We start from the raw sequence: 19788 nt of genomic DNA on the forward strand, positions 1-19788 counted from the left end.
ACCATCCCACTTCAGTACGAGTTCCGCTGATGACCTGTGGCATCAGCGAGGAAGCAGACGAGATGTCCAACCTGCTCGACAGCGTCAACGCCGCCACGCTGCGCACCGACCTGCCCGACTTCCGTCCCGGTGACACCGTGAACGTCCACGTTCGCGTCATCGAGGGCAACCGCTCCCGTATCCAGCAGTTCAAGGGCATCGTCATCCGCCGCCAGGGTGCCGGCGTCAGCGAGACCTTCACGGTCCGCAAGGTCTCCTTCTCGGTCGGCGTCGAGCGCACCTTCCCGGTGCACAGCCCGATCTTCGAGAAGCTCGAGCTGGTGACCCGCGGTGACGTCCGTCGCGCCAAGCTGTACTACCTGCGTGAGCTGCGCGGCAAGGCCGCGAAGGTCAAGGAGAAGCGCGACAACTGAGCTTCCGTCCGGTCCCCGGGCCCGGCCGGATAGGCTCTCGGCTCGATGGACACCGACGCACAGCTTTCGGAGCGCGACCGCTTCACCGAACCCGTACCGGGGGAGGAGCGGTCGCGCTCCTCGCTTTTTCCGGCCCCTGCCATGGGGCGCGGGGCGGTGGGCAGGGCCTGGCGATGGCTGACCGGGGGCGGGCCGCTGCGCCGCGCGGGGGTGCTGCTGGCGGTGTGCGCGGCCTTTGTGCTGCTGCTCAGCAGCCTGGTGGTGCAGCCCTTTGTGATCCCCTCCGGCTCCATGGAGAACACCCTCCGGGTCGGTGACCGGGTACTGGTCAACAAGCTCGCCTACCGCTTCGGCGAGCGGCCGCGCCGCGGGGACGTGGTGGTCTTCGACGGCACCGGCTCCTTCGTCCAGGACGCCCCGCGGGAGAACGCGGCCACTGCGCTGGTGCGCAAGCTGGCCTCCTCCGTGGGCCTGATGCAGCCCGCGGCCACCGACTACATCAAGCGCGTGGTGGGCACGGGCGGCGACCGGGTGGTGTGCTGCGACAAGCGGGGCCGGATAGCGGTCAACGGACGGGCGGTGACCGAGGGCTACCTCTACCCCGGCGACACCCCCTCCCGGGTGCCCTTCGATGTGGTGGTGCCCCCGGGGAAGCTGTGGGTGATGGGTGACCACCGCAGCGCCTCCCGGGACTCCCGGGATCACCTGGGGGAGCCCGGCGGCGGCATGGTGCCGGTGAGCCGGGTGATCGGACGGGCCGACTGGATCGGCTGGCCGGTGGGGCGGTGGACCGTGCTGGAACGGCCCGAGGCCTTCGCGGAGGTACCGGACCCTGATCCCGGGGCGGGGCACGGCGGGAGGGCGCGTGGGGGGACATAGGCGGCGCCCGACGGACGGCGCGCCGCAGGACGCACCCAGGGGGCGCGCGGACCGGCGCAAGGCGGTGCGGCGCGCCAGGCGGCGCCGGCGCCGCTCGGTGCTCAAGGAGGTGCCGGTCCTGGTCGGAGTGGCACTGCTGATCGCCCTGGTGCTCAAGACCTTCCTGCTGCAGGCCTTTGTGATCCCCTCCGGGTCCATGGAGCAGACCATCCGGATCGGCGACCGGGTGCTGGTGGACAAGCTGACACCCTGGTTCGGGCGGCGGCCGGCCCGGGGCGATGTGGTGGTCTTCAAGGACCCGGGGGGCTGGCTGGACGGGGAGCGCACGGGGGGCGGCAAGGAGCCGGCGGGGCTGCGGGAGGGCAGGCGGCTGCTGACCTTCATCGGACTGCTTCCCTCGGCGAACGAACAGGACCTGATCAAGCGGGTGATCGGGGTCGGCGGCGACACGGTCGCCTGCTGTGACGACCGCGGGCGGGTCACCGTCAACTCCCGTCCGCTGGACGAGCCCTACCTGCACCCCGGGAACCCGCCCTCCCAGCTGAGGTTCGAGGTCCGGGTGCCCCCCGGGCGGATCTTTGTGATGGGCGACCACCGATCGGATTCGGCCGATTCGCGGGCCCACCTGGACGAGCCGGGGCGGGGCACCGTCCCCGAGGGGCTGGTGGTGGGCCGGGCCACGGTGGTCGCCTGGCCACCGGGCCACTGGCGCACTCTCGCCGAAGGGGCCGCCTTCGCCCGCGTGGGGCCCGCACGGGGCGCCATGGCACCATCCGGCGCGGCGCAGGGCCCCCCGAATCGGCAAGGAATGTCCCCACTCCCGACGCCTGTGCAACCTCCGCTCGTTATCGGGGTAATGGGCCTGCGTCGGATGCGCGACAGGCGACAGCGCGGAGTGAGGAGTGGCTGTGGGGGATGTGGCGGTCGGCGCGCGGTCCGGTCAGGAAGAGCCCGACAAGCGGCCCCGGGGCACTGAGGACCGGCCCGGTCCCGCGGCGTTCCACGCCCAGGAGGACCCGCCCGGTCCGCCCGGCACCGACGGGGCGCCACCCGGCCCGGGCGGCACCGGTGGCACCGGCGCGGGGCCGGGCGGCAAAACGCCCCGTAAACAGCGCTCCTTCTGGAAGGAACTGCCGATCCTCGTCGGCATCGCGCTGGTCCTGGCGCTGTTCATCAAGACCTTCCTGGTCCAGGCCTTCTCCATCCCGTCCGACTCCATGCAGGACACCCTCCAGCGCGGCGACCGGGTGCTGGTGGACAAGCTGACGCCCTGGTTCGGCTCCGAGCCCGGGCGCGGCGAGGTGGTGGTCTTCCACGACCCCGGCGGCTGGCTGCAGGAGAACCCCGGCGCCGGCTCCGGTGCCCTGGCCGGCGGCGTCCAGAAGGTGCTCAGCTTTATCGGCCTGATGCCCTCGGCCGAGGAGAAGGACCTGATCAAGCGGGTGATCGCGGTCGGCGGGGACACCGTGGAGTGCAAGGGCGACAACAATCCCGTCACGGTGAACGGCAAGGCCCTGAAGGAGCCCTACATCTTTCCCGGCAACACCCCCTGCGGCGACCGCCCCTTCGGCCCCGTCACGGTGCCCCACGGCCGGATCTGGGTGATGGGCGACCACCGGCAGAACTCCCTGGACTCCCGCTACCACCAGGGCCTGCACCAGGGCACAGTCTCGGTGGACGACGTGGTGGGACGGGCCGTCTTCGTGGCCTGGCCGGTGGACCGCTGGTCGGTGCTCTCGGTCCCCGGCACCTTTGGCCAGCCGGGGCTGAACCGGGCCGCCGCCGTGGCGCCGCCCGCCTTCGGCCTGGTCGGCGCCACCGGCCTGGTGCTCTGGCGGCGGCGGAAGTCCGGGCAGCCGAGGGGCTGACCGACGCCCATACCGCCCGGTAGTGTGCGATCCGCGAGACCGACCTTCTACCCGGCGGGGGCACCTTCCATGAGCACAGCCGGACATCCGGGCCCGGGCCGCGGCCGGGCGGGCAGGGTGCTGTCCTCGGTCGCGGTGGCCCTCGGCTGCGTTCTCTTCCTCGGCGGCTTCGCCTGGGGCGCCCTGCTCTACAAGCCCTACACGGTGCCCACCGACTCCATGACGCCCACCATCGGCCGTGGCCACCGGGTGCTGGCCCAGCGCATCGACGGCGGCCGGGTGCACCGGGGCGACGTGGTGGTCTTCACCGACAAGGCATGGGGCGACGTCCCCATGGTCAAACGAGTGGTCGGGGTGGGCGGGGACACCGTCGCCTGCTGCGATGCGCGGGGCCGGATGACGGTCAACCGGCAGCCGGTCGAGGAACCGTATCTGCAGGACCCCGGCCCGGCCTCGCCCATCGGCTTCACCGCCACCGTGCCCAAGGACCAGCTTTTCCTGCTCGGCGACCACCGCTCCGACTCCGTCGACTCCCGCTCCCACCTGGGCACCGGCCAGGGGACGGTGCCCCGCTCCGCGGTCAGTGCCCGGGTGGACGCCACCGCCTGGCCCATCGGCGACTGGGGCATGCTCGGCCGCCCCGCCTCCTTCGCCGCCCTGCCCGGCGGTACCTCGTCCCCCGGCCCCCTGCCCGCCCTGGCCTTCGCGGTCGTCACCGGCGCGGCACTGGTGCTGGGCGGCGCGGCCTACGGCCCCATGGAGCGCCTCTTCCGGCGTGGCCCGGCCGCGGAAACGGCCAAAAAGACGGCGGCGTCCCATGGCTGAGCGGCCCCATGATGCCCTGGGTACCCGCAAGGCGGCCCGGGTGGTGCTGCTGGACCCCCGCGACCGGATCCTGCTGTTGCACGGCTACGAGCCCGACGACCCCTCCGACACCTGGTGGTTCACCCCGGGCGGCGGCCTGGAGGGCGGCGAGGGCTGGGAGGAGGCGGCCCGCCGGGAACTCGCCGAGGAGACCGGCATCACCGAGGTCGATCTCGGCCCGCTGCTGTGGCGGCGGCACTGCTCCTTCCCCTTCGCCGGGCGGCGCTGGGACCAGGACGAGCGCTACTACCTCGCCCGCACCCGGCAGCAGGCCGGCTGGACCGGCGGACGGACGGAGCTGGAGCGCCGCAGCATCAATGGGCTGCGCTGGTGGACCTGCGAGGAACTTCGCACGGCCCGTGAGACGGTGTATCCGACCAGGCTCGCCGAGCTGCTGCGCACGCTGCTCGACGAGGGTCCGCCCACTGTGCCACTGCTCCTGGAGACGGAGCGGGCCTGACGCACAATGGGGGGACGCACGGCTGAAGGGGAACATGCCATGAGCGCCGAGGACCTCGAGAAGTACGAGACCGAGATGGAGCTGAAGCTCTACCGGGAGTACCGCGACGTCGTCGGTCTGTTCAAATACGTGATCGAGACCGAGCGGCGTTTCTACCTCACCAACGACTACGAGATGCAGGTCCACTCCGTGCAGGGTGAGGTCTTCTTCGAGGTGTCGATGGCCGACGCCTGGGTCTGGGACATGTACCGGCCCGCCCGGTTCGTCAAGCAGGTCCGGGTGCTGACCTTCAAGGACGTCAATATCGAGGAGCTGAACAAGAGCGACCTCGACCTTCCGGGTGGCTGAGTTCTCCACAACCGGCCGGTAGTCCACCAAGATCCAACAGTTTGCCGGGCGGGCCCCACAGTCGGTGCCGGAGGTGGTGCCCGTGTTGGGTTCCGGAAGTGCCCGGCAGGCCATTGGCCGCTACGGGGAGAAACTGGCGGCCCGCCGGCTGACCGAGGCGGGGATGACCGTGCTGGCCCGCAACTGGCGGTGCCGGGACGGAGAGATCGACCTGGTGGCGCTCGACGGCGATGCGCTGGTCGTATGCGAGGTCAAGACCCGCAGAGCGGGCCCGTACCAGCACCCGATGGCGGCCGTGACACCGCGCAAGGCCGAGCGGCTGCGCCGGCTCGCCGAACGCTGGCTGGAACGGCACGGCGGCCCGCCGCCCGGCGGGGTGCGCATCGATGTGGTGGGCGTGGTGGTGCCCAGCCGGGGCGCTCCGGCCGTGCAGCACGTCAAGGGGGTGGCCTGATGGCCTTCGCCCGCACCTGTTCGGTCGCCCTGGTCGGCGTGGAGGGCGTGGTGGTCGAGGTCCAGGCCGACCTGGAACCGGGCGTGGCCGCCTTCACCCTGGTGGGTCTGGCCGACAAGAGTCTCAGCGAGAGCCGCGACCGGGTTCGCGCGGCCGTGGTCAACTCCGGTGTCGCCTGGCCGCAGAAGAAGCTCACCGTGGGGCTCAGCCCGGCCTCGGTGCCCAAGGGCGGCAGTGGCTTCGACCTGGCCGTGGCCTGCGCGGTGCTGGCCGCCGCGGAACGGGTCGAACCGCACCGGATCGCCGATCTGATGATGATCGGCGAACTGGGCCTGGACGGCCGGGTCCGCCCGGTACGCGGGGTACTGCCCGCCGTGCTCGCGGCCGCCGACGCCGGATACCGTCAGGTGGTGGTGCCCGAGCGCACCGTGGCGGAGGCCTCCCTGGTCCCGGGCACCGAGGTGCTCGGGGTACGCAGCCTGCGGCAGCTGATCGCCGTGCTCACCGACGAGCCGGTGCCCGAGGAGGAGCCGCTCCCCGAAGGACGGCCGGATCCCATGCTGGCCGGACTGACCGTGCCCGGAGCCGGTCACGGCACCGGAACGGCCGGCCCGGATCACCGCGCCGATCTCACCGAGGTCGCCGGCCAGCCCGCGGCCCGGCGAGCGCTGGAGGTGGCCGCGGCCGGACGGCACCACATCTTCCTGCTGGGGCCACCGGGCGCCGGCAAGACCATGCTCGCCGAACGCCTGCCCGGACTGCTTCCCCCGCTGACCAGGGAGGAGTCGCTGGAGGTCACCGCGGTGCACTCGGTGGCCGGAACGCTCCCCGCCGGCCAGCCGCTGATCGACCGGCCGCCCTACTGCGCCCCGCACCACTCGGCCTCCATGGCCTCCCTGGTCGGCGGCGGCAGCGGCCTGCCCCGGCCGGGCGCGGTCTCCCTGGCACACCGAGGGGTGCTTTTTATCGACGAGGCACCGGAATGCAGCCGGCAGGCGCTGGACGCGCTGCGCCAGCCGCTGGAGTCCGGGCAGGTGACCGTCGCCCGCACCGGAGGGGTGATGCGGCTGCCGGCCAGATTCCTGCTGGCGCTCGCCGCGAACCCCTGTCCCTGCGGCCGGCACGGCATGCTGCCCGAGGGCTGTGACTGCCCGCCGCAGATGGTGCGGCGCTACCGGGCACGGCTGTCCGGCCCACTGCTGGACCGGGTCGATCTGCGGGTGCGGGTGGAGCCGGTGGGCCGTACCGAGCTCACCGGGAGCCCGGCCGGGGCGGAGAGCACGGCCGAGGTCGCCGCCCGGGTCGCCAGGGCCCGGGAACGGGCCCTGGCGCGGTACGCGGGCACCCCTTGGCGCACCAACAGCGAAGTGCCCGGCCATGAGCTGCGCACCCGCTGGCGCACCGGCCCGGAAGCCCTGGAGCCGGCCGAACGGGACATGGAACGCGGGCTGTTGACCGCCCGCGGCCTGGACCGGGTGCTGCGGGTGGCCTGGACGGTGGCCGACCTCGCCGGGCACGACCGTCCCGACGCGCACGATGTGCGCCAGGCCCTGGAGCTGCGCACCGGCGTCCGGCGAGGGGTGCCGGCCGGGAGCGTGCCATGACCGGGGTGGGGCAGGAGGAGCGGCTTGCCCGGGCGGCGCTGGCCCGGCTGACCGAGCCGGGGGACGAGACCGTGGGGCGCTGGCTGCGCGAGCTGGGGCCGGTGCGGCTGCTGCGCGCGCTGACCGGGCAGGAGCCGCCCCCGCGCGGTGCGCGTGCCGAACGCCTGGCGGGGTACCGGGCCCGGGCGGCCGCCCTGGACCCGGCGGGCGACCTGGCGGCCGTCGCCCGGCTCGGCGGGCGCTTCATCTGCCCGGGCGAGGCGGAGTGGCCGGGGCAGCTGGACGACCTCGGGGACGCCCGGCCGGTCGGCCTGTGGGTGCGCGGCAGTGCCAATGTGCGGATGTGGGCCCTGCGTTCGGTGGCGGTGGTGGGCGCCCGGGCCTGCTCCGACTACGGCTCGCATGTGGCGGCCCTGCTGGGCGCGGGGCTGGCCGAGCGCGGCTGGGTGGTGGTCTCCGGTGCGGCCTACGGCGTGGACGGTGCCGCGCACCGGGGAGCGCTCGCGGCGGACGGGGCGACCGTGGCGATGCTGGCCTGCGGGGTGGACGTGCCCTATCCGCGCGGGCATACCGAGCTGCTGGGCCGGATCGCCGAACAGGGGCTGATCCTGGCCGAGTTGCCGCCGGGCGGGCATCCGACCAGGAGCCGGTTCGTGCTGCGCAACCGGGTCATCGCCGCTTCTCTGGGGGTCAACACTGTGGGGATGGCTGCGGCCTCAGTGTTTGTGCAGCTCAGCGCTGGTGAGTCCGACTCTATCCAATGCAACAGGTGTGGTGCTAGCAGGACATCGAGAGAGATCAGCTCCTGGCCGTCCCGGTGTGGTTCAGAGCTCGGGTCAGCTCCCGGTTGGCGGCTCGTGCCGCTTCGAGCTCTTGGGTGCGTTCTTCGAGTTCGCCCTGCTTGTCGGCGAGTTCCTGTTCGAGCATGGAGACACGCTGTTGAAGCTGATCCAGATCGGCGGGTGAACCGAGTCCCGAATCGACCCAGACTTGTTCGCCGAGGCTCTCGGACATCCGCTTCTCCAGCTGCCGGACCCGCGCCGTCAGATGTTTGTTCCGTTCGAGAGCGTTCGCGAGGTCGGCCTGGAGCGACGCGCGGCTGACCGCAGCTTGACGGCCGTCCGAGGCTGGGGCGGCTGCCGCGGCGTGGACGCGCTCCAGGAGGTCGGCGTGTCGGTAGAGGAAAGTGCGGTCAACTCGGGCCGCGCGAGCGACACTTGACACCGTGATGTCGCTGCCGTCCCGGACCGCGACGTCGAGCGCGCTGAGCACGCGCTGACGCCGCCGGGCCGAATCCGCCCGCCGGCCTTCGATCATGCTGTTCATGCGAGCCTTCCTGACGAGCCGGAGAAGTCCGATATGGGTGGGCCGATGCGAGGCATCCCGAGCGAGACCACGGTGCGGCTGCGTCGCAGGACCGCGGTGGCTTCCCTGATGTGGGCCCGGTCCTCGTCGCTGAGAGCGTCGAGGTCCTCCTTGACGCGCTGGACCAGGCGGCGGACCTTCTTGATCTCGTCGTCCGAGGGCATGGCCTCCGAACGGGCCCAGTCGTCCGCATGCACGAAGGCGGCGAGCCGTTCGCGGTTGCGGAGGAGATCGGCGAGATACGCTTCCAGATCGGGCAGGTAGGAGGCGTCGGTGCGGAAGTGGTCGCAGCCGACACAACGGAAGCGGACAGGGCAGTCCATGCCGCCGGCCACGACGTTCGTCGGCTCGGTGCAGACCCCGTAAGGGACCTGGGTCTCGCCGATCGCCCGGCGCACGTGTTCGGAGTCCAGTAGTGTCTGGGCCGTGCGCCAGACACGGGTGCCATGCCGGTCGAACTGCATGGCGGTGACCCGGTCGACGGCCTCGCGCTTGCGGGTTTCACTGACCCGGTAGTAACGCTGCGTAGTGTCGAGTTGGCGATGGTCCATGAGCTCTTTGAGCACGTCAATGCGGATATTGGCGTCAGCATGCCGTTGCGCGTAGGTGTGCCGGTAGGCATAGGGGAAGATCTTTGCCTTGTCGAAGGGCAGCATCTCGGTGACGCGCTTGCCGTCCCGCTCGATGGTGATGGGAACGAACACATCGGGCAGGGAATCGACCCAGGACCGGTGACGTTCGGTGATCCGCTCGTGGTCCAGGGCCTTGGTGCCGTCCGGGTTGGTCCGCCAGGCCGGGAAGAGCTTGAGGGCCCTCTGCGGGGTGTCCGGGAACAGGCTTCGGGTCCGCTCCTGCTGCCGTCGGATCACGTCGGCGGTGGTGTCCGCGATCGGCAGCCGGCGAGCGTTGCGCAGGGCCTTGCGGTTGTCGTAGACGAGGACGAGTTTCCCGTCGCCGTCCCGCTCGAGGCAGTCCCAGGGCAGGTTGGAGACTTCGGCGGGGCGTCGGCCGGTGTCCATGAGGATCTCGGTCGCGGCCCGGATGTGCTGATCGAAATCGGACGTGAACGCGTCCAGGCGGTCGCTGAGGAACCGCATGACCTCCGTGGGCAAGTCGCGTCCCGCCTCGGCATCGTCCGGATCGTCGGGGACGTCGCCGGGCCGCAGGGCGAAGTCCCGGGACAGCCCGTGCAGCGGCTGCCCCGGCTGCGTCAGCCCCAGGGACCGCATGCGGCCCAGCAGCCGTTTGGCGTCCCGGACATCGAGCACGTGGCGGTAGCCGCTGACCTCGCCCTTGTCCACCAGCAGCCGCATGCGGTTCAGGAAGAGAACGATGTCGTCCCGGCCGAGCAGACGAGGGTCGGCTCCGGCGTCGGCGCGGTTGAGGCGCAGGCTCTCTGAGAGGCGGCCAACGGAGCGGACCTGGAGCTGGACCGCGTTGCGGGCCTGGCTTCCGCGGCGTTTGGGCAGGTCATCGAGAGCCCAGTCCTGGACGGCGCGACGCAGCCACTCCTGGCTGATGTCCTCGAAGGTGAGGAACCCCCGGAAGCCGAAGGCCCGGGTGTCCCAGACGCTCTTGAAGCGCTCGGTCTCGGGCGACAACTGCGAGACCCGCAGATGCTTGAGCATCTCCCGGAACATCCGGCCCGTGCTGGCGCCGAGCGCGTCGGCGTCCACGTCCTCAAGCGAGGGCAGCTGCAGGACCCGGAGCTGGTCACAGAGCGGACGCAGGTTCTCATCGCGCTGCTTGATCCCTGCGGCGAAGCGCTGGTGGAGGCCGAAGAGGAGCTCGGCCACCACACGGTCCGGCAGGCCGCGCAGACTGACGACGCCGGCCTCGGCGATCGCCCCCGTCGTGCGTCGCCACATCTCCTCGTCGTCGGCTGTCCCCAGGCGCTTCTCACGGTTCCAGCGCTGTGCGTGCGCCAGGCAGTAAGGCGCGTGACCAGGGCGCTCCCGTGTGCAGGCGACGACCTGGCAGGCGCCGAACCCGGGCAGAGGAACAACCTCGGGGTGAAGGAGGAACTCCTCAAGGGACATCCGCAAGACGCGTTTTCGCTGGTAGGAGTGTGTGGTGCACAACGGCTCCAGCGCGGTCTTCCAAGGCCGGGCGCAGTCCGCGACCCGGCAGTTGGAGATCCCGATGCCCCGCCAGTGACGCACGGTCGTGGCGAGGAACTCCTCCCGGGAGAGGCCGCCCGCCTCCATCCGCTTCCAGCATCCGGCGCAAAGACCCCGGTCCTCGGGTGCCCGGACCCGCTTCTCGCAGCCCTTGACCTGGCACTCTGCAGCTGACAGAAGAGGCTCGCCGAGTGGGAAGTGCAGCAGCTTGACCTCGTGCTGCCATCCCATCAGATCGAGGAACGTCGCGGGAACCGCCGCGAGGAGGTCGGCCGTCACCTGGTCCTGGTCAGGACCAGGCTGGACGAAATGAGCAAGCGTCGTCGTCACTTGGCGTCCTCCTCGTGCAGCAGCACCCGGGGCGAGGGCACTCGGTCGACGGCCTCGCGCAGACGGGATGCGCTCGGATGCAGGTAGGGGCGGGCCGACTCGGGGTGTTTCTGGGTGAGCAGTGCCTGGACCTCGTCCAAGCTGCCGCCGGCGTCGGCGACGTTGCTGGCCATCCCGTGCCGCAGCATGTGGGGAGCGATCGGACGGTCCAGCCCGGCCCGCTTGGCCAGTGACCCGATGAGTTCACCGATCGCGTCCGGGGTGACCGGAGAGCCGAGCGGTTCCCGGAACAGGTTGACCAGCACGAAGTCGCTGCCGCCGGTTCCCAGGATCTCGTGCCGTTCGAGGACGTACTGGTTGAACGCCTGGACCACCAGGAAGTCGACCGGCAGGGCGTGCGACTGCTTCGCCTTCGACCACGCGTCGTTCTCGTTCTGGCGACGTACCACGTGAAGGTGAGTTCCCTCGACCTGGCAGCCGAGCGACCGGGAATCCATGAGTAGATGTACGTCGGTCCGGCGCAGGCCGGCGGCCTGGCCGCGGCGCAGACCGACGCGGGAGAGCAGCAGCACGATCAGCCGGTCGCGGGCCGAGCGGCAGGCGAGGAACATCGCGACGATCTCCTCGTCGGTGGCGCGGTCGACGTCCGTTTCCGGTTCCTGGACCCGGTGGCGGGCTCGCAGCCGGATACGCATCCCTCCACTCTCGCCGCGGGCGTCCTCCGGCAGGTCGCTGTCGTCGCCGATCTCGTAGAGCTGGTCCAACACCCAGGCCGGTGCTTCCCTGTTCACCACGGCGTGGGAGAGGAACATGCGGATCGCGGTCAGCACCTTGTTGATCCGGCGCTCACCCCGGACCGGCTTGGCCCCGGGGCCCGGCACGACGACCCGGTGCTGGCCCCCGCGACCGGGCGTCCACCTGAGCCAGAGGATGAACAGGCCGATCTCCCGGGCCGCAGTCCGCCAGTCGCGCCGAGTGCTCAGGCACCACAGGAGGAACAGGGCTAGCGCCTCGGCGTACGACTTGGTCGTCGTCTCCGCCCGGCCTCGGGCCAGCCGTACCTCTCTCAGGAAGCGGTCGGCCTCGCCGACCACCGCCAAGTCGTCATCGATGACAGTCCAGTACCGGATACCGGATGGCATCCGTACAGGGAACGCACGCACGTGTACCCCAACTCCATTGGTTGATCAGCAACGATCCACCGCAGAGTCACACCCCCTGAGAACCGTCGCGCTGCCCTCGGAGAGGAACAGTAGTACGACGTCCCACAACACCCACGAGACCCCCAGAGAACGCCGCCCTGACCCGGGGCACGGTGGTGGTGGAGGCGGAGTACCGCAGCGGCTCGCTGGTGACCGCCCGCCGGGCCCGGGAGCTCGGCCGCCACACCATGGGGGTGCCGGGGCCGGTGACCTCGGGGCTGTCCGGGGGAGTCCACGAACTGCTGCGCGAGGGAGCCTGCCCGGTCGGCAACGCCGATGAGATCATCGAACTGGTGGGCGCCATGGGGGAGTTCGCTCCCCGGCCCCGGGGCCCGGTGGTGGCCCGCGACCTGCTGGACTCGCTGGCGGCCGCGGTCCTGGAGGCGGTGCCCGGCCGGGGCGGCGACACCGAGCGTGTCGCCCGCAACGCCGGCGTGGACCGGGACCGGACGCTGGGCAAGCTCTATGAACTGCAGGCGCTGGGCTTCGTGCGACGACAGGGCGACCAGTGGCGGGTGACTGACCCGCCGTCAACATCCGGCCTCCCGAAGCCCCCCGGACGGCGCCCCGCCATGCGGCGAGGCGGTCCTTGACCTGGGGCGATCGGGTGAAAGGGTTAAGGGCGTGAGCGCGGCGGCCGATACGCCGGGCGCCGTGCGGCCCCAGGGCCCGGGGGCCGCACCAGGAGCGCGGCCGACGGTCCGCGGCCCGGTACGCGGCGGGAATCCGCTCGCGCACCGCGCTGCCGCGGTCACGCTACGCTCACGGGATCCCCTCCATTCGTACCACTCGGTCCAGTCCACCAGAACGGCTCAAGACGACGAATGCCCCAGCAACCCTCCGGGCCGGACCGCGCGTCGGCACCGCCCGCGGCGCGCGGCGCCGACCGCCCTCCCGTACCCTCGACGCTCGACGAGCTGTGGCGGGCGTACAAGGCATCGGGCGACGAACGGCTGCGGGAACAGCTGATCCTGCACTACTCGCCGCTGGTGAAGTATGTGGCGGGCCGGGTCAGCGTGGGGCTGCCACCCAATGTGGAGCAGGCCGACTTCGTCTCCTCCGGGATCTTCGGACTGATCGACGCCATCGAGAAGTTCGACCCCGGCCGGTCCATCAAGTTCGAGACCTACGCCATCACCCGCATCCGGGGGGCGATGATCGACGAACTGCGCGCCCTGGACTGGATCCCCCGCTCGGTGCGGCAGAAGGCGCGGGCCGTGGAGCGGGCGTACGCCACCCTGGAGGCCGCCCTGCACCGCACCCCCTCGGAGGCCGAGGTGGCAGCCGAGATGGGTGTCACCCTGGAGGAACTGCACACCGTCTTCGGCCAGTTGTCGCTGGCCAACGTGGTGGCTCTGGAGGAGCTGCTGCATGTGGGCGCGGAGGGCGGCGAGCGGCTGAGCCTGATGGACACCCTGGAGGACACCGCCGCCGACGACCCGGTGGAGGTGGCCGAGGACCACGAACTGCGCCGGCTGCTCGCCCGGGCCATCAACACCCTGCCGGACCGGGAGAAGACCGTGGTCACCCTCTACTACTACGAGGGCCTCACGCTGGCGGAGATCGGCCATGTCCTCGGCGTCACCGAGAGCCGGGTCAGCCAGATCCACACCAAGTCGGTGCTCCAGCTGCGGGCCAAGCTGGCGGACGTCGGACGCTGAGCCCGGCGGCCGCGCGGCGGGGCCTGCCGAATCGTCCCTCCACCGTCGTCGCCGCGGCGCCCGGTCCGTAAAGTGGAGGCGTGCCCAGGATTCGAGCGGCCTCGGTGGCCGAGCACCGGACCATGCAGCGCGGCGCCTTGCTGGACGCCGCCCGCGCCCTGCTGTCGGAAGGCGGCACGGAGGCCCTGACCTTCCCCGCCCTCGCCGAGCGCACCGGACTGGCCCGCTCCTCCGTCTATGAGTACTTCCGTTCCCGGGCCGCCGTCGTCGAGGAGCTGTGCGCCGTCGACTTCCCGGTGTGGGCCGCCGAGGTCGAGACCGCCATGGAGCGCGCCGGGACGCCGGAAGCGAAGATCGAGGCTTATGTCCGCCGCCAGCTGGCGCTGGTCGGCGACCGGCGGCACCGGGCCGTGGTGGCCATCTCCGCCGGGGAGCTGGACGCCGGGGCGCGGGAGAAGATCCGGGCCGCGCACGGCGGGCTGATCTCCATGGTGGGCGAGGCCCTGGTCGCCCTGGGGCACCAGCAGCCCCGGCTCGCGGCGATGCTGCTGCAGTCCGTCGTGGACGCCGCCGTCCGCCGCATCGAGCTGGGCGTCGAGGACCCGCAGCGGATCACCGAGGCGGCGGTCGCCATGGCGCTGCGCGGAGTCGCCGGCTGACAGCGGCAGCAGCCGGGAGGCGGCGCGGCGCAGCAGCGCCAGCGGATCGAGATACACCCGGCCGCGCAGCAGGCCCCAGTGCAGGCAGCCCGAAGAGCAGTGGAAGGGCCCGTCCTCCACTACGCCGAGCACGGTGCCCGCGGCTACCGGATCGCCCTTGCGGACGGTGGCCCGTACCGGCTCGAAGGTGGTGCGCAGCGGCGGACTGCCGGTGCCGGCCAGCTCCACGCTGACCACCCCGCGGCCCGCCACGGTGCCCGCGAAGGAGACCACCCCGGGCGCCGCCGCCCGGACCGGCTGGCCGGGGACGGCGGCCAGGTCCACCCCACGGTGGCCCGGCGCCCAGGGACGGGGCGGCGGCTGCCAGCCCCTGAGGATCCGCGGCGGGCCGCCCTCGGGGCCGGTGACCGGCCAGGCACGGCCCGCGGACCCCTCCGGCTTGGGAGGCGGAGACCCGGCCGTGGCCGGCGCACAGACCAGGCCGACGGCCACGGCCAGCAGGGCACCCGCCACCAGGGCCCGCACGGGCACCGCCCGGGTGACGCGGATCCGCGGCCGGCGGAGGGACCGGATCGCTCGCTGCATACGGTTCATACGGTCAAGTCGCTGAGTTCGCATGCCCGCCACCGTGACGCAGATCTCCGATCCTTGGGGATCTTGACCAGGATCTGTGGACTACCCGCCGGTTGTGCACAACGCCGTCACCCGGCACTTCCCCGGTCCCGTACACTTCTCATGGCGATCCGGGTCACCGGGTCGACTTCGCACGCCCCGCCACCCGCGCATCACGCCCCTACAGGGCAGCGTGGTGGCCGTGTCTCTCGGTCCATGGGATTCCCCGGATTCCATGGCAGGCGCGTCGGGGCGTCAGGAGCGGCGGCCGCCCGGCCGCCGTGGAAACCGAGCACAACAAGGAGCGCGGCCATGGCCGTCGTCACGATGCGGGAGCTGCTGGAGAGCGGCGTCCACTTCGGTCACCAGACCCGTCGTTGGAACCCGAAGATGAAGCGTTTCATCTTCACCGAGCGCAACGGCATCTACATCATCGACCTGCTCCAGTCGCTGTCGTACATCGACCGCGCCTACGAGTTCGTCAAGGAGACCGTCGCGCATGGCGGCTCCATCATGTTCGTCGGCACCAAGAAGCAGGCCCAGGAGGCCATCGCCGAGCAGGCGACCCGGGTCGGCATGCCCTACGTCAACCAGCGCTGGCTGGGCGGCATGCTCACCAACTTCTCGACCGTCTACAAGCGCCTGCAGCGCCTGAAGGAGCTCGAGCTCATCGACTTCGAGGACGTGGCCGCCTCCGGCCTCACCAAGAAGGAGCTCCTGGTCCTTTCCCGCGAGAAGGCCAAGCTGGAGAAGACCCTCGGCGGTATCCGCGAGATGCAGAAGGTGCCCAGCGCCATCTGGGTCGTGGACACCAAGAAGGAGCACATCGCCGTCGGTGAGGCGCGCAAGCTGCGCATCCCGGTCGTCGCGATCCTCGACACCAACTGCGACCCGGACGAGGTCGACTACAAGATCCCGGGCAACGACGACGCGATCCGCTCCGTCACCCTGCTCACCCGCGTGATCGCCGACGCCGTCGCCGAGGGCCTCATCGCCCGCTCCGGCGCCGCCACCGGCGACCAGAAGCCGGGCGAGAAGGCCGGCGAGCCGCTGGCCGAGTGGGAGCGCGACCTGCTCGAGGGCGAGAAGAAGGCCGAGGCCCCCGCCGAGGCCGAGAAGCCGGCCGCCGAGGGCGAGCAGGCCTGACCTCGCCGGGCGCGACGGCGGGGTGAGCCCTCGCCGTCGCCTGGTGGATCCACGGCCGGATCCCGCCCGGTGGACGGGAGTCGGCCGCCGTGGTGACCTCAAGACGGACCAGCCCTGCCGGCGCCATGCGGCGCGGCGGGGCGTAGTGCACAAGAAGGATTGAAGGATGGCGAACTTCACCGCCGCTGACGTCAAGAAGCTCCGTGAGCTCACCGGCGCCGGCATGATGGACTGCAAGAAGGCGCTCGACGAGGCCGAGGGCAACCTCGAGAAGGCCGTCGAGATCGTCCGCGTCAAGGGCCTCAAGGGTGTGGCCAAGCGCGAGAGCCGCACCACCGAGAACGGTGCCGTGGTCTCCGACATCGCTGCCGACAACACCTCCGGCGTCATCGTCGAGCTGAAGTGCGAGACGGACTTCGTCGCCAAGGGCGAGAAGTTCCTCGCGGTCGCCGACGCCCTGGCTGCGCACGTCGCCAAGACCAAGCCGGCCGACGTCGAGGCCCTGATGGCCTCCGAGATCGAGCCCGGCAAGACCGTCCAGGCGTTCGTGGACGAGGCCAACGCCACCCTCGGCGAGAAGATCGCCGTGGACCGCTTCGCGGCCTTCGCCGACGGCTACGTCTCCGCGTACATGCACCGCACCGCCGCGGACCTGCCCCCGCAGGTCGGCGTGCTGGTCGAGCTGGACAAGGAGAACGCCGAGGTCGCCAAGGACGTCGCGCAGCACATCGCCGCCTTCGCGCCGAAGTTCCTCTCCCGCGAGTCGATCCCGGCCGAGGTCGTGGAGAACGAGCGCCGCGTCGCCGAGGCCACCGCGCGTGAGGAGGGCAAGCCCGAGGCCGCCCTGCCGAAGATCGTCGAGGGTCGCGTCACCGGCTTCTTCAAGGAGCAGGTCCTGCTGGACCAGCCCTTCGCCAAGGACAACAAGAAGACCGTCCAGAAGGTCCTGGACGAGGCCGGTGTCACGCTCAAGCGCTTCGCCCGCATCCGCGTCGGCGCCTGAGCCGCCCAGCAGGGCAGCGAATGACCTGCGACCCGCTAGGGTCGTATGCAGCCGACCGTCCACCGGCCGGCCGCTGATGTGACGAGGAGGCCATTGCCGCACAGGGAACCGCGAGGACCCATCGGCAATGGCCTTCTTCGTATGTGCACGAGGAGAGTTCCAATGAATCAGGGTGCGGACGCCCACACGGCCGCCGACGACAAGAGCGCCGGGAACGGCAAACCCCGCCGGTTCCTGCTGAAACTGTCGGGCGAAGCCTTCGCCGGAGGCGGAGGGCTCGGTGTCGACCCCGATGTCGTGCACGCCATCGCCCGTGAGATCGCGGCCGTGGTCCGTGAGGGCTATGAGATCGCCGTGGTCATCGGCGGCGGCAACTTCTTCCGTGGCGCCGAGCTGCAGCAGCGCGGCATGGACCGGGCCCGCTCCGACTACATGGGCATGCTGGGCACCGTGATGAACAGCCTCGCCCTGCAGGACTTCCTGGTGAAGGAGGGCGTGGAGACCCGGGTGCAGACCGGCATCACCATGGGACAGGTCGCCGAGCCCTTCATCCCGCTGCGCGCCGTGCGCCACCTGGAGAAGGGCCGCGTGGTGATCTTCGGCGCGGGCATGGGCATGCCCTACTTCTCCACCGACACCACCGCCGCCCAGCGGGCCCTGGAGATCCACGCCGAGGCCATCCTGATGGGCAAGAACGGCGTCGACGGGGTCTATGACTCCGACCCCAAGAAGAACCCGGGCGCGGTGAAGTTCGACGCCCTGGAGTACGGCGAGGTGCTCGCCCGCGGCCTGAAGGTCGCCGACGCCACCGCCATCAGCCTGTGCATGGACAACAAGCTGCCGATCCTGGTCTTCGAGCTGCTGGCCGAGGGCAACATCGCCCGTGCGGTCAAGGGTGAGAAGATCGGCACGCTCGTGAGCGACCAGGACTCGCGGGACTGAGGACGCCCGTAACACCGTCCGTGCCGCCCCGTCACCGCGCGGGGACGGCAACTCCGGGCCGTGACAAGACCACGGCACGGGGATGGACAACCTGCCTGCCGGTCGGACACCGTGCAGGAGAAGACGCGCGCAGGGGCGAGGCTCTGCTTACTGATAACACCAGGAGCAAGTGGTGATCGAAGAGATCCTCCTCGAGGCCGAGGAGAAGATGGAGAAGGCCGTTGTGGTCGCCAAGGAGGACTTCGCGGCGATCCGCACCGGGCGTGCGCACCCGGCCATGTTCAACAAGATCGTGGCCGACTACTACGGCGCGCTGACGCCGATCAACCAGCTGGCGTCGTTCTCGGTTCCCGAGCCGCGCATGGCCGTGGTGACGCCGTTCGACAAGAGCGCGCTGCGCAACATCGAGCAGGCGATCCGCGACTCGGACCTGGGCGTCAACCCGAGCAATGACGGCAGCATCATCCGGGTGACGTTCCCGGAGCTCACCGAGGAGCGCCGCCGCGAGTTCATCAAGGTGGCCCGGGGCAAGGGCGAGGACGCGAAGGTCTCCATCCGGGCCGTCCGCCGCAAGGCCAAGGACGCCCTGGACAAGCTCGTCAAGGACAAGGAGTCCGGCGAGGACGACGTGCGCCGCGCCGAGAAGGAGCTCGACGACACCACCGCGAAGTACGTGGCGCAGGTGGACGAGCTGCTCAAGCACAAGGAAGCCGAGCTGCTCGAGGTCTGATGAACGACGCATCCTGGGGAGCCCCGCCGCGCGCCGGCCACTGGGGGTCCACGGACCGGGGGCCCGCGGTTTCGGCGGGTCCTGTGCACGGTGCGGCCGAGGCGGCGCAGACTCGGCCCATGCCCATCGTGCCCGACGCAGGCGGAGACCAGGACGACCGTGGCCAGGGGGCCGCTCCTTCCGGCGGCTCCCTGCCCCACGGGGAAAGCGCTGATAAGGAGTCCGACATCCGGCCGGAGAAGCCCGTCGCGCCCAAAGCGGGGAAGAAGAGCGCCGGCCGCGATCTGCGTGCCGCGATAGGGGTGGGGCTGGCCCTCGGTGCGGTCATCCTCGCCTCGCTGTTCATCTACAAGCCGGTCTTCCTCGGCGTGATCGTGATCGCCGTGGTGGTCGGGCTGTGGGAGCTGACCTCCCGGCTGGCCGAGCGGAAGTCCATCAAGGCGCCGCTGGTGCCGCTGGCCATCGGCGGTGCCGCGATGACGGTCGCCGGCTATGTCAACGGTGCCGAGGGCGCCTGGGTGGCCATGGCGTTCACCGCGCTGGCGGTGCTGGTCTGGCGGATGACGGAGCCGCCGGATGACTACCTCAAGGACGTCACGGCGGGCATCTTCGCCGCCTTCTATGTGCCCTTCCTGGCCACCTTCGTGGCTCTGATGCTGGCCGCGGGGGACGGCGCCTGGCGGGTGCTGACCTTCCTCATCCTCACCGTGGTCAGCGACACCGGCGCGTACGCGGTGGGCTGGCGCTTCGGCAAGCGGAAGCTGGCGCCGCGCATCAGCCCCGGCAAGACCCGCGAGGGCCTGGTGGGTGCGGTGCTGTTCGCCATGGTGGCGGGGGCGCTGTGCATGCAGTTCCTGATCGACGGCGGCGCATGGTGGCAGGGCCTGCTGCTGGGCCTGGCGGTGGCCGTCAGCGCCACGCTGGGCGACCTCGGCGAGTCCATGATCAAGCGTGACCTGGGCATCAAGGACATGGGGGAGCTGCTGCCCGGCCACGGCGGCATCATGGACCGGCTGGACTCCCTGCTGCCCACGGCCCCGGTGGTCTGGCTGCTGCTGGTTGCCTTCGTCGGCTCGGCCTGAGCCCGGGCCGGTTACCCTGGGAGGGCGCGTCTTTTCCGGACGCGCC

General features: G+C 71.1%; 19 protein-coding genes and 3 pseudogenes. 18 read left to right on the top strand and 4 right to left on the bottom strand.

Annotation, left to right across the window (positions count from 1 at the left end):
• Positions 1-62: 62 nt before the first annotated feature.
• The 10 genes and pseudogenes from rplS to CV755_RS30765 all read left to right on the top strand — a co-directional run.
• The gene (gene rplS, locus CV755_RS30720) at positions 63-413 is read left to right on the top strand and encodes a 50S ribosomal protein L19 (protein ID WP_109283750.1); all 351 of its coding nucleotides are present in this window, start codon (positions 63-65) and stop codon (positions 411-413) included.
• Positions 414-458: 45 nt separating this feature from the next.
• Positions 459-1292 (top strand): signal peptidase I, encoded by an 834-nt coding sequence (lepB, locus tag CV755_RS30725; RefSeq protein ID WP_109283752.1) that lies wholly within the window; start codon positions 459-461, stop codon positions 1290-1292.
• Complete coding sequence (lepB, locus tag CV755_RS30730) at positions 1279-2268, top strand: signal peptidase I (protein WP_241561502.1); 990 nt, start codon at positions 1279-1281, stop codon at positions 2266-2268. Before lepB (CV755_RS30725) ends, lepB (CV755_RS30730) begins: the two co-directional genes overlap by 14 nt.
• Complete coding sequence (gene lepB / locus CV755_RS30735; protein ID WP_109283829.1) at positions 2210-3160, top strand: signal peptidase I; 951 nt, start codon at positions 2210-2212, stop codon at positions 3158-3160. Before lepB (CV755_RS30730) ends, lepB (CV755_RS30735) begins: the two co-directional genes overlap by 59 nt.
• A gap of 69 nt (positions 3161-3229) precedes the next feature.
• The gene (lepB, locus tag CV755_RS30740) at positions 3230-3985 is read left to right on the top strand and encodes a signal peptidase I (protein ID WP_109283756.1); all 756 of its coding nucleotides are present in this window, start codon (positions 3230-3232) and stop codon (positions 3983-3985) included.
• On the top strand, positions 3978-4484 hold the full coding sequence (locus CV755_RS30745) for an NUDIX hydrolase (protein WP_109283758.1): 507 nt from the start codon (positions 3978-3980) through the stop codon (positions 4482-4484). Before lepB (CV755_RS30740) ends, CV755_RS30745 begins: the two co-directional genes overlap by 8 nt.
• 39 nt (positions 4485-4523) lie before the next feature.
• On the top strand, positions 4524-4832 hold the full coding sequence (locus tag CV755_RS30750; RefSeq protein WP_009714730.1) for a DUF2469 domain-containing protein: 309 nt from the start codon (positions 4524-4526) through the stop codon (positions 4830-4832).
• Between the two features lie 82 nt (positions 4833-4914).
• The gene (locus CV755_RS30755) at positions 4915-5286 is read left to right on the top strand and encodes a YraN family protein (protein ID WP_241561503.1); all 372 of its coding nucleotides are present in this window, start codon (positions 4915-4917) and stop codon (positions 5284-5286) included.
• Positions 5286-6890 carry a YifB family Mg chelatase-like AAA ATPase gene (locus CV755_RS30760; protein WP_109283760.1) on the top strand — a complete coding sequence of 535 codons (1605 nt, stop codon included), beginning with the start codon at positions 5286-5288 and terminating at the stop codon, positions 6888-6890. Before CV755_RS30755 ends, CV755_RS30760 begins: the two co-directional genes overlap by 1 nt.
• Positions 6887-7570: pseudogene (locus CV755_RS30765) on the top strand (DNA-processing protein DprA); the annotation flags it as partial. The gene CV755_RS30760 and the pseudogene CV755_RS30765, both read left to right, overlap by 4 nt.
• A 118-nt stretch (positions 7571-7688) precedes the next feature.
• Here CV755_RS30765 and CV755_RS30770 read toward each other — a convergent pair.
• Genes CV755_RS30770 through CV755_RS30780 form a run of 3 tightly spaced genes read right to left on the bottom strand, consistent with a single transcriptional unit; the run spans position 7689 to position 11847 of the window.
• Positions 7689-8216, bottom strand: coding sequence for a DUF6262 family protein (locus CV755_RS30770; RefSeq protein WP_109279612.1), 528 nt, complete (start codon positions 8214-8216; stop codon positions 7689-7691).
• The gene (locus tag CV755_RS35615; protein ID WP_206608402.1) at positions 8213-10705 is read right to left on the bottom strand and encodes a site-specific integrase; all 2493 of its coding nucleotides are present in this window, start codon (positions 10703-10705) and stop codon (positions 8213-8215) included. The genes CV755_RS30770 and CV755_RS35615 overlap by 4 nt, the downstream gene beginning before the upstream one ends.
• A complete protein-coding gene (locus tag CV755_RS30780) occupies positions 10702-11847 on the bottom strand; it encodes a tyrosine-type recombinase/integrase (RefSeq protein ID WP_109279611.1) in 1146 nt (381 codons plus the stop codon). Before CV755_RS30780 ends, CV755_RS35615 begins: the two co-directional genes overlap by 4 nt.
• Positions 11848-11999: 152 nt before the next feature.
• On the opposite strand from CV755_RS30780, the pseudogene CV755_RS30785 reads away from it, so the two are divergent.
• The 3 genes and pseudogenes from CV755_RS30785 to CV755_RS30795 all read left to right on the top strand — a co-directional run.
• A pseudogene (locus tag CV755_RS30785) lies at positions 12000-12500 on the top strand (DNA-processing protein DprA); the annotation flags it as partial.
• A gap of 231 nt (positions 12501-12731) precedes the next feature.
• Positions 12732-13568, top strand: a complete 837-nt coding sequence (gene whiG, locus CV755_RS30790; protein WP_109283763.1) for an RNA polymerase sigma factor WhiG — start codon at positions 12732-12734, stop codon at positions 13566-13568.
• 122 nt (positions 13569-13690) lie between these two features.
• The gene (locus CV755_RS30795; protein ID WP_109283833.1) at positions 13691-14227 is read left to right on the top strand and encodes a TetR/AcrR family transcriptional regulator; all 537 of its coding nucleotides are present in this window, start codon (positions 13691-13693) and stop codon (positions 14225-14227) included.
• Between the two features lie 102 nt (positions 14228-14329).
• Here the strand turns inward: CV755_RS30795 and CV755_RS37270 are convergent.
• Positions 14330-14845: pseudogene (locus CV755_RS37270) on the bottom strand (peptidoglycan DD-metalloendopeptidase family protein); the annotation flags it as partial.
• 306 nt (positions 14846-15151) lie between these two features.
• Between CV755_RS37270 and rpsB the strand changes: the two are divergent.
• The 5 genes from rpsB (at position 15152) to CV755_RS30825 (ending at position 19742) form a co-directional block, all read left to right on the top strand.
• On the top strand, positions 15152-15985 hold the full coding sequence (rpsB, locus tag CV755_RS30805; protein ID WP_109283765.1) for a 30S ribosomal protein S2: 834 nt from the start codon (positions 15152-15154) through the stop codon (positions 15983-15985).
• Between the two features lie 166 nt (positions 15986-16151).
• Complete coding sequence (gene tsf, locus CV755_RS30810) at positions 16152-16988, top strand: translation elongation factor Ts (RefSeq protein WP_109283767.1); 837 nt, start codon at positions 16152-16154, stop codon at positions 16986-16988.
• A gap of 162 nt (positions 16989-17150) precedes the next feature.
• Positions 17151-17930 carry a UMP kinase gene (pyrH, locus tag CV755_RS30815; protein ID WP_109283769.1) on the top strand — a complete coding sequence of 260 codons (780 nt, stop codon included), beginning with the start codon at positions 17151-17153 and terminating at the stop codon, positions 17928-17930.
• A gap of 172 nt (positions 17931-18102) precedes the next feature.
• Positions 18103-18660 carry a ribosome recycling factor gene (gene frr / locus CV755_RS30820; protein ID WP_109283834.1) on the top strand — a complete coding sequence of 186 codons (558 nt, stop codon included), beginning with the start codon at positions 18103-18105 and terminating at the stop codon, positions 18658-18660.
• Positions 18660-19742, top strand: coding sequence for a phosphatidate cytidylyltransferase (locus CV755_RS30825; RefSeq protein WP_109283771.1), 1083 nt, complete (start codon positions 18660-18662; stop codon positions 19740-19742). Before frr ends, CV755_RS30825 begins: the two co-directional genes overlap by 1 nt.
• The last annotated feature ends 46 nt before the right edge of the window (positions 19743-19788 follow it).

The sequence above is a fragment of the Streptomyces orinoci genome, assembly GCF_003121295.1.
GTDB classification, from domain to species: Bacteria; Actinomycetota; Actinomycetes; order Streptomycetales; family Streptomycetaceae; genus Streptomyces; species Streptomyces orinoci.

Excerpts from the sequence above, each read along its gene's own strand:
- rplS (WP_109283750.1), top strand. The coding sequence starts at position 63 with ATGTCCAACCTGCTCGACAGCGTCAACGCCGCCACGCTGCGCACCGAC.
- lepB (WP_109283752.1), top strand. The coding sequence starts at position 459 with ATGGACACCGACGCACAGCTTTCGGAGCGCGACCGCTTCACCGAACCC.
- lepB (WP_109283756.1), top strand. The coding sequence starts at position 3,230 with ATGAGCACAGCCGGACATCCGGGCCCGGGCCGCGGCCGGGCGGGCAGG.
- CV755_RS30745 (WP_109283758.1), top strand. The coding sequence starts at position 3,978 with ATGGCTGAGCGGCCCCATGATGCCCTGGGTACCCGCAAGGCGGCCCGG.
- CV755_RS30750 (WP_009714730.1), top strand. The coding sequence starts at position 4,524 with ATGAGCGCCGAGGACCTCGAGAAGTACGAGACCGAGATGGAGCTGAAG.
- CV755_RS30760 (WP_109283760.1), top strand. The coding sequence starts at position 5,286 with ATGGCCTTCGCCCGCACCTGTTCGGTCGCCCTGGTCGGCGTGGAGGGC.
- CV755_RS30770 (WP_109279612.1), bottom strand. The coding sequence starts at position 8,216 with ATGAACAGCATGATCGAAGGCCGGCGGGCGGATTCGGCCCGGCGGCGT.
- CV755_RS30780 (WP_109279611.1), bottom strand. The coding sequence starts at position 11,847 with ATGCCATCCGGTATCCGGTACTGGACTGTCATCGATGACGACTTGGCG.
- whiG (WP_109283763.1), top strand. The coding sequence starts at position 12,732 with ATGCCCCAGCAACCCTCCGGGCCGGACCGCGCGTCGGCACCGCCCGCG.
- CV755_RS30795 (WP_109283833.1), top strand. The coding sequence starts at position 13,691 with ATGCAGCGCGGCGCCTTGCTGGACGCCGCCCGCGCCCTGCTGTCGGAA.
- rpsB (WP_109283765.1), top strand. The coding sequence starts at position 15,152 with ATGGCCGTCGTCACGATGCGGGAGCTGCTGGAGAGCGGCGTCCACTTC.
- tsf (WP_109283767.1), top strand. The coding sequence starts at position 16,152 with ATGGCGAACTTCACCGCCGCTGACGTCAAGAAGCTCCGTGAGCTCACC.
- pyrH (WP_109283769.1), top strand. The coding sequence starts at position 17,151 with ATGAATCAGGGTGCGGACGCCCACACGGCCGCCGACGACAAGAGCGCC.
- CV755_RS30825 (WP_109283771.1), top strand. The coding sequence starts at position 18,660 with ATGAACGACGCATCCTGGGGAGCCCCGCCGCGCGCCGGCCACTGGGGG.